Here is an 8288-nt window from a genome sequence, read left to right on the forward strand (position 1 = left end):
GAACGGTTATGAACACCGAAAAGTCGACTGGTCGAGCGAGTGAGTGAGTGAATCCATCCATTTCATTGGACAAGGCTCAGGAGTCGCTAAAAACCACCGCCAGAAACCGTTCGGTTTTTTGTTAGATTTACCTCAGGGCACTGCTAACGGAGGCCGAAAACCTAACAAAAACCTACCAGGTGCCCCATCTGTGCAGATGGCTTGAGCCCAGCACAAAACCCGACGAACGGTCATGCCAAGCTCTCGCTCAGAAGGCGCGGTGGCTCAGGCCACCTCCCCAGCTAGCTCTGCTTCCAGCAGCGCCGATAGGCCGACCCGTCTTGAAAATGCTTTCGGCGGAAGCCTGATAGCATCCTGAACGGCCTTGATGTCGCCTACCAGAATCACCTGCACCTGGGCCCTGGTCGCCACCGTATATACAAAAGTACGGTCGAGGATGCGGGACTGACGCACGGGGATGATGACGCGCTTGAACTGCGAGCCCTGGGCTTTATGCACAGTGATTGAGTAGGCAAGCTCAAGCGAATCCACATCGCTGTCCAACAGGAAGTGCCGCACACCATCGAATGTAGCCATGCCTACGGCTGTGCAGAAGCGTGGCTTTTCCTCGTCGCCGACGTCGACAGTTCTGGGGGTATCAAAGATCTCGTCGATACGCCCAAGCGAGCCGTTCTGAAGGTCGCGAACCCAATCATTCGCGGTGTACATGACCAAGTCACCTACACACAGTCCAGTGGACTCCACGTCACCCGTCTCAGGGTTTTCCACGAGCAACTGCTTACTGTGGTCAGCGTACCTGGTGTGGCAGATACGATTGAGGGCATCAACACCTGCGTGTCGGCACGATCTGGTTGCAGACAAGATCTGGGTATTGGCCCTGTCCTGCTCGTAGAGCCTGATTACAGTCGGGATGATGTCTTCATCGGCACACGCTAGAAAGACCACATCGTCCGTCTCATCTGAGCTGAAAGCGGGTACATCGCCATCCCTGATCTGCCGGGACACCGCAGGGATCGCCGAGTCTTTGGCCTGGCGTTTGACCTCAATCAGTTCTGTCTTCGGGATACCGATCAAGTTGCACAGGACATGCAGGATGAGCCCAGCACCAATGGGGGGTAGCTGGTAGGGGTCGCCTACAAGGATGACCTGGCATTGAGGCGGCAGCTTCTGAACCAGGCGGTAGAACGTCACCAGGTCGAGCATCGAGGCCTCGTCGATGACGATGACCGGCGCCGGCCCCATATCCTTGTCCGTCACAGTCCGCAGGAATCCTGCAATTGTCTTAGCCTCCTGGCCGGTAGCCTCGATCATTCGAGCGGTAGCTCGGCCTGATAAAGCCATTTGGAAGCGAGGGCGCCCCGTCGTATCCAGGGCTTCATAGAGTGCCTTGAGCACGGTGGTCTTCCCGACCCCCGCTCCACCGGTAATCACACTGAATCTCGCCGAGAACGATGTGGCAACGGCATCCCGCTGGGCTTGGTTCAAACAAAAAGCTGGCAAGCCAAGATGGGTACGTTCCCTACCCTCGAAATCCGAGATCACCTCACCGACATCCACCTTAAACAAGGACGGCTGCATTGATGGAGTGAGGATCAAGTCTCTAATGAACTGAGCGCAGCGCCGCTCCATCAACCAAGTACCAGGAGCGAATAGCACTGGCCCCAGCTCAGGCAGATCCTTGAAGACAAACTGACCAGCCTGCGAACCGTCCATCAACGCTTTTGAAAGCGCAGAGGTCGGAGCCCCATGCGGCCTGATGAGTGCGGCAACGGATGCCTGGAGGTCATTCAACGAGCTGCATGTATGCCCTTTTTCAGAGACACGGTACAGGGCCTCTTCCAGTGCTGCAGTCAGCCGCCGTGGGTCATCGAGGCCGAGGCCAAAGCTGTGCCTAGCGATGCCGTCAACACAGTCCCACGTACCCGTGAAGCTGAGCAGCCGATAGGGATCACTGGTGAGGGCGGAGATCGTGTTTTTCTTGTGAAAGCGGATCGCCTTACGAGCGATGTCCAGTGGGATCTGCCTGTCCTGGACAAATCGCAATGTCTTAGCGTCACCGTCCTGAGCCCATCGCCCGAACATCCCATTGCGAACATCTTCTGACGGAATGATCAGCTCGACCGCCAGATGATCAGCCTGATCGAGGGCCTCGTATAGACGCTCTCCCAGGGCGTCCCACAAACGGGTGGCCTTCACCTCTCCGACACCCTTAACGTTATCCCCAAGCCACTGGATGACTTGTGAGCCACTGGGACGTACAAGTCGAAGATCTTGGGCATCCACTGTTAATTCGTTGATCGAGAACGCCCCATGAGCGCGCAGGACGGTACTTGCCTCACCATAAACCTCAAAGATCGCCCCAACTGCGATGTCAGAAAGCTTGGCAATGGCATCCGGAACCCTGACCACTACCGGGCTTGAGCGATCATTGATACCGAGAGCTGCGTCCATTCTGTGGCCAAAGGCGATGCACCCTTTTCTGTTGGATGAGCGGATGCTCGTGATCCGAACGCTGACACTGATTAGAGCAGGAGCGATGGCGTTCATCGTGGCATCCGTCCAGTTTCAACCAAAAACTCAGTGATCAGGGCATGACGATCCAGCATCTGCTTTGCCGCCTGGAGCTCTGCACGAAGAGCTGCATTCTCTTGCTCCAAGGAGTTCAGGCGTTGGCCATCCATACGGCGCTGCTTTGCATCAGCATCCCGCAATGCCGGCTCAGGTTTTTGACCGGCAGGCAGTGACGTGGTCAGTGGTGGCAGTATTCCTGCGGCTCGAAGTTCATTCTCAAGTCCGTCAAGGGCCGCTCGAATCGCTGGGTTCTGTGTGATAGCGCTTTTACCAAATCCACACTCCGCCGCGATCTCGGATCTTTTCAGCTTGCCCCGGTGAACGTACTCACGAAAGTCGTCATCTGACTTTGAGGTTGTCCAGGCCATGAAGGCGGCATAGTTCTCCTTGCCGTCCTGTTGTCCATTAGCCATTAGGACTTCTCCTCGGACGATTCGCGATCCACGAACGGCAGTGGGGCGTCGAGCTTCTCAGCCGAAACGTTGAATTTATGGGCGTTGTACTGCCAGCGAACGAATCGCTCGAGCAGCCGCTCGTTCTCACGCTCCAGCCGGGAGTTTTCAGCCTCCAGTCGACGAATCCGTTGCTCCGCGATCTTGAGACTCGCTGGAGGTTTTGGCTTCACGAAGCCAGACTTCAACCTTTCCTTATGATGCTCGTAGGCACTCTTGATCCTCTCGTGGGATGTCAAGGTTTGCCGGGCGGGACGTGAGCCGATGAGCGGCTCAACGGCATCGCATATGGCGTCCCACGACAGCTTTTCGTCCCAGCCATCAATCAAGCCGACAATCAAATCCAGGTCTTTAGGGCTCAGGTGCTTGGCCATTGCTTACATTCCCATCAAAGCGCGGATTTCATCCATATCCGGCTCCTTTTTCTTCGGCGATGGCAGGCTCGGCGCTGGAGAGTTGGCAGCCATGGCACGTTTCAGTGGACTGAACTCCTGGTCATTGCTCAAACGGATGATCGTGCCGTCCGGCGTTTCTTTTGATTCAAGGATCTGAATCAGTTGATCAGCTCGTTGCAGGGTCTTGATCTGATGCTGGCTCCAGCGGTCAGAACCATAGATAAGGGCGTCATTCGCAGCCTGAGCTTTAGCGAGCTGAGCTCGGATCCCATCACGATAGTTTTTCAGCGCCTCCAGTTTTCCTGTGTGGCCCTTTACGCAAACCTGCTCAGTGCAATTCAGGCAGTCACGATGCTTCTGGCAGGGCAGCATCGCGAAATCATGGACACAGAAGCCGAAAATAGTGATGTGCGCAATGGCATCACCAATCGCTTCAAGATCTGCCAGCGTAACCGGCATATTCCCCCTGATCTTGGTCAAGGCGACACCAACGCCTGCCTCCCTGGCCATAGCGACATGCTCGTCGGTGGTCATGTGGTTGTACGTGGCGTTCTGATGAACATTTGCACGGCCCGACCATTTCGCAATGTCCAACTGCCCGAGCGCGCCTCGCTGAGCCAACGTGTTCAGATAGTGACGAATCTGATGCGAACTCATCGAGATGGGGGATCCATCCGGGTTCTTGTAGCCATGCCGCTCCCAGATACTCCTCTCTTGGCCATCAATGTAGTTAATGTCAGTAGTGAAGGTACTCTTACCCGGCCCCCATACGATGATAGGGCGAGGTGGCATATCCATACGCAGCTCGTTTTGTCGGAAGCAGCACAGGGCGCCTGAGTATTTGATATGCCGTTCCTCATTCATCCACGGCCATCCCTTCGGAAGCTTGCTGTGCATGTAGCCATTGAGGAATCGCAGAGTCACATAACCGTGCTTCGCATAGTACGAGTCAAACGGCTCGTATGCTCTCATTCCCACTTTGAGTCTTTGTGCAGCAACACTTTTCCCACTGCCAGGATCAAATCCCATTGCCAGACACGCTTGCGCATCTGTCAGTGGCTGGTCTTCACCTACATCTGGGCAGCTTTCATGGCGGTAGAATTTATCCGGGTTGGTTTCCAGCCACCTTGCGAGTTTGCGACCAGGCTCGGACATTTCGGCGAGACGACGAACTGCCTCCTCAGCAATTTGTATCATTGGCGTAGGAAGCCATTTGATATCAGAGGCATAGCCTTTACCTGCGTAAAACCTGAGCCCAGTACGCTCAACACCCTCACTGTCTACTTCGCGGTGAAGGCAATTGACTGGGAGATCCTGAACCTCAGTGATCCGCGACGGCGCGCACATGCACAATGCAAAAATCGATGAAGTGAAACGATCCCTTGCTCCCAAGAGGTCGTTGTTGAAGATTTCTGCCATTGCTTCAAGTAGGTAGTCTGGCGGCATTTTTTCATCCCGCTTCTGCTTAGCTACGCTGTCGGTACGATTAATCTCTTTGGGCTTCTTGATTGGGTTCTTCCAAGTAATCGGCGCCTGGACGATCCCACTTTCGTTCAGAAACTCGACCAGCTTTACCAGGCTGATTCCTGCCTGGTACGAAGTAGCCTCGTATGTACGGGCAACCTCTGCAGCAGCATTCAAGACACTGATGTCCGTTTGAGTGATATCCGCGCAACCCTTAATTTCCAAGAGCGCGGCCTCTACGCAGCGAATGGCCTTAAACTCATTCTTCAGTTTGCTAGGTTTGAAACCCTGCTGATAGCGAACATATGCCTTAGCAAAGGACATGATGCCGCTATCCAAAAGCTGGTCAGGAGTGAACCCGCGAGAAGGAGCATCCTTTTTGGTGAAGTTTCCAACCTGTGGCCAGGCATGGCTATACCAATCGAGGTCAGCACCGAACACTGTGAGCCTGTCCCGACACATGAGGATGAACTCCTCTAGGTTCTGACGGCTAGTAAGCTGAGCTTTGGGAACAAACTGGAGAACATTACTCATCAGCGACACTACTCTTCATGGCTTTACAGCGGGCACATACATCACTCACCGCAAGGATGAGTCGGTCATTCACAGAGGCAATTTTCAAATCGCCTGTACTCGCCAGAACGCTGTCACGCTCAGCAATAAGTTGGTCTAGGACTTCCTCGTGAGGCCCATCAAGCCATGGCTGAAAATGCGAACAGGTGTAGCAGGCAATCGGAGCCAAGGCACCACAGAACCCGTAGCTTCCACAACTCCCCACGTTTCCTCCTGCACTACAGATCCGACTTGACCGATCTCCACCTCGACGAGCTTTGGTTTCGTCTAATACCAGGACACCTTGGAACGCTTGCGCCAGAGGAGCCAATTGAAGAGCCACGGCCTTGTCAATTCGCTTAACGATCTCAGGGATGTTCCTAACGTATACCCCCGCGTTCTGAGTATCTGTGTGATCAAGGGCTTCGGCGATCACGTACTCCCCCTTACCCTCTCTGGCCAAGTTAGTGCCTAGGGTATAGCGGAATCGGTAAGCGGTGATATTGATCAAAGCCTGTGTTCGTTCACTAATCAGCCCAATAGCATCTTGCACCTTCTTCAAGGCATAACTGACTTGCCCCATTGGAGCGTGCAGGAAATCACCCTCAAGCTGTGCCTTCAAACTGGCGGTAGAGTCGTGTCGCTTGAGATTTGCGAATAAAGGAAGCTCTCCTACTAAATTTTGAGGAACAGGGTATTCCAGAGTTTCCTCAAAGGCATTCTTAACGGAGGCAGCCTGCCCCTGAAGCAGATCCCAAAGATCCCCAACAATCTCATACTCTGTGAAAGAAGCTCGCCATTCGCCTTGCTTCTGCTTGCCGCGAGGGAAGTTGATAAAGTATCGACCCCCACGTCGAACAAGATCCTTGAGCTTCAAGGCGCATATTTGCGTTGGACGCCTGCCAGTCATTGCCAAAGTCATGGCATAGGAAGTATCCATCAGCCCCAACTTCCCGCGTGCATAGAACTCGATAATCCTCGAAACAAGACCGCCCATTTCGATATCAGTGAAGGGGCCGTTTTCAGGACACATAGATTGGACAGCATACCCCTTTTCGTTACCCTTGATTGTCCAGCGTTCCATCAGCTTCAAGGTGCTAACAGGAACACCTTGGTAACCAAGACTGATCCATGTCCGAAGAAAGGCTCGTAAAGAGCTAAGCTCAAAATCCTTTTCCCCCAGGCTCGAGCGATGCGAAAGCATAGACTCCGGGCTTAACAGGGGAAGCTCCGCTGTGTTTTCACAATAATCCCGGAAGCGCCGAAACAACGCCATCGCGTATTGAGCAGAGCCAGTTTCTGCATAAACTGACAAGACCTGCCTAAATGACTTTTCAATGTCCGCCGGCAAAAACCCAGAAAGACTATCTAGCTTAAAGGCGACATCTTTACTCAGGCGCCAGTAGTCCGAAGCAATATCTACCTCATACCCATCCCTAGAAACAAACCGAACACGCTCATAAATATTATTTACCGCATGATTACTTGCGTGCATCAGTAGACTTCCCCAGATGTTTATTTTGCAGACCAATCACAGCTTTACCGGCCTCTTCCTTAACATGACGTTTGTTATAAGTCCCTGCGGTATCGGAAGTCTCACTCCAACCCATCAGGTATGAGCGAATTTTATTTTCGCGCTCTTCTGACATCCCGCCCTTGTCGCTCCGCTGCGAGAACATGTAGTTCCAGTGGTGGCGAAGTGCGTGAGCATGGACACCGGAAAACTCATCGGCAATACCAGACAGAGTGACCAAAAACTTTCCGAAACCGGAATTCGAAATAGGCCACCCTTGAGTGGGGCCAGCGCGATGAGTTACAAACAGGTATCCATGCTTACGCGAGCCGGGCACTTTGCTCCGAAATTTGGATACGTACTCATGGATTTGATCCATAAGTTCTTGGATCAGAGGAAAAGTCCGCTCGCGGGTTTTCACCAACGGTTGATATCCCCGAGGATCATCAGGAGAGTCGGCTCGCCTCACAATCTTGAGCGTGTTCATCGCGAAGTCGAAATCATCTATTCGGAGGTTGAGCAACTCTCCGCGCCGCATACCTGTTAGGCGCAAAAGAGTAAACATCAACGCGTTCCGAAACTGAATCCCTGGATCAGCGATTGGGTTCGAAACGTTGCCAGGACGCAGAATGTCTTCAAGAGCGTCCAGGAGGCTCTCCTCCATATGAACGTCAGACCTATCCTTCTCGACTTTGTCACCAATTCTGGGTCTGTTGGCCTTAATCCGAGCGACCATGGACAGAATGACTTCGCCGCTCGATTGAGACACTGGGTACAGCTGAGTTGCGAGAAATCGAACGTACTCAGCAATCACCGTCAAGCGGTTGTATTGATTGCCCTTGCTCACACGCGCCTGCCGGCCCTTGATCGAAACGACTTTGCTATTCCCTGGCCGAGAATCAGCCATTGGTTTCTGCATGAAGTCTCGGAGCGAATGGATCTCGTGGGGAAGCAGGAGCTCGCTCCGCTTAAAACGCGACTCTAGATCAAGCCCGTAATAGTCCTGCCAGAGGTGCATCGCCTTGAGTGCTGAGAGGGCATTGTCGATTGTGTTAATCGAGAGCGAAGCACCTCGCATCTCGGCAGTGACGAAGAGGGATGGGTAGTAAAGCGGCATGCCGGAATCATCGACGAGGAGACAGAACCTTTCTCCGCTTTCCCCCGTGAACCTTTTAACCGACAGCTGCATAGACACCTCGAATTCTTAACAGAAATTCAAGGTAGGAGCTCAGTAAAAAACGGTCAAGAATTTTTTTACAGCCCAAAAACGAGAAAACCCCCGCAGGGCGGGGGTCTCCGTCAGAAACCTAACAAAAAAGTCTCTGGGGTTCCTCAGAACGG

6 protein-coding genes are annotated in these 8288 nt (G+C 53.3%); all 6 read right to left on the bottom strand.

The window, feature by feature from the left end:
• Positions 1-264: 264 nt before the first annotated feature.
• Genes G1E_RS20010 through G1E_RS20035 form a run of 6 tightly spaced genes read right to left on the bottom strand, consistent with a single transcriptional unit; the run spans position 265 to position 8136 of the window.
• Complete coding sequence (locus tag G1E_RS20010; protein ID WP_009681600.1) at positions 265-2547, bottom strand: AAA family ATPase; 2283 nt, start codon at positions 2545-2547, stop codon at positions 265-267.
• Positions 2544-2984, bottom strand: coding sequence for a VPA1267 family protein (locus G1E_RS20015; protein ID WP_009681599.1), 441 nt, complete (start codon positions 2982-2984; stop codon positions 2544-2546). Before G1E_RS20015 ends, G1E_RS20010 begins: the two co-directional genes overlap by 4 nt.
• On the bottom strand, positions 2984-3397 hold the full coding sequence (locus tag G1E_RS20020; protein ID WP_009681598.1) for a hypothetical protein: 414 nt from the start codon (positions 3395-3397) through the stop codon (positions 2984-2986). Before G1E_RS20020 ends, G1E_RS20015 begins: the two co-directional genes overlap by 1 nt.
• Positions 3398-3400: 3 nt before the next feature.
• Entirely contained in the window at positions 3401-5416 is a 2016-nt protein-coding gene (locus G1E_RS20025) for an integrase (RefSeq protein WP_009681597.1), read from the bottom strand.
• Positions 5409-6929: a site-specific integrase gene (locus G1E_RS20030; RefSeq protein ID WP_009681596.1), complete on the bottom strand. Its 1521-nt coding sequence runs from the start codon at positions 6927-6929 to the stop codon at positions 5409-5411. The genes G1E_RS20025 and G1E_RS20030 overlap by 8 nt, the downstream gene beginning before the upstream one ends.
• Positions 6916-8136 carry a site-specific integrase gene (locus G1E_RS20035; protein WP_009681595.1) on the bottom strand — a complete coding sequence of 407 codons (1221 nt, stop codon included), beginning with the start codon at positions 8134-8136 and terminating at the stop codon, positions 6916-6918. The genes G1E_RS20030 and G1E_RS20035 overlap by 14 nt, the downstream gene beginning before the upstream one ends.
• Between the last annotated feature and the right edge of the window lie 152 nt (positions 8137-8288).

It is taken from the genome of Pseudomonas sp. TJI-51 (assembly GCF_000190455.2).
GTDB classification, from domain to species: domain Bacteria; phylum Pseudomonadota; class Gammaproteobacteria; order Pseudomonadales; family Pseudomonadaceae; genus Aquipseudomonas; species Aquipseudomonas juntendi.